The following is a 299-nucleotide window of genomic DNA, read 5'->3' on the forward strand; positions in this document are numbered from 1 at the left end:
CGGCGCGGCGATGGGCATTGACCTTGCGCATCTCCCACGTCGACTTGCGCGAAGCCACCAGCGACTGCGCTTGTTTGACCGCGATACGGTAATGCTCGGGGTCGATCTGCATGAGCAAATCGCCCTTCTTCACCAGTTGGTTGTCGCGCACCGGCACATCGATCACTTCGCCAGTGACGTCGGCGGCGACGTTGATGATGTCGGCGCGAACCCGGCCATCGCGGGTCCACGGCGTGTTCATGTAGTGCTCCCACAACGTGCGGCCGATCCACAACGCCAGGGCCAACACCAGCAGGGTC

At 63.2% G+C, this 299-nt stretch carries 1 pseudogene; it reads right to left on the minus strand.

Going from position 1 to position 299, the window contains the following annotated elements:
- Positions 1 to 299 (minus strand): annotated as a pseudogene (locus BK660_RS30650) (efflux transporter periplasmic adaptor subunit); the annotation flags it as partial.

This window comes from Pseudomonas brassicacearum (assembly GCF_003732265.1).
GTDB lineage: Bacteria > Pseudomonadota > Gammaproteobacteria > Pseudomonadales > Pseudomonadaceae > Aquipseudomonas > Aquipseudomonas brassicacearum_D.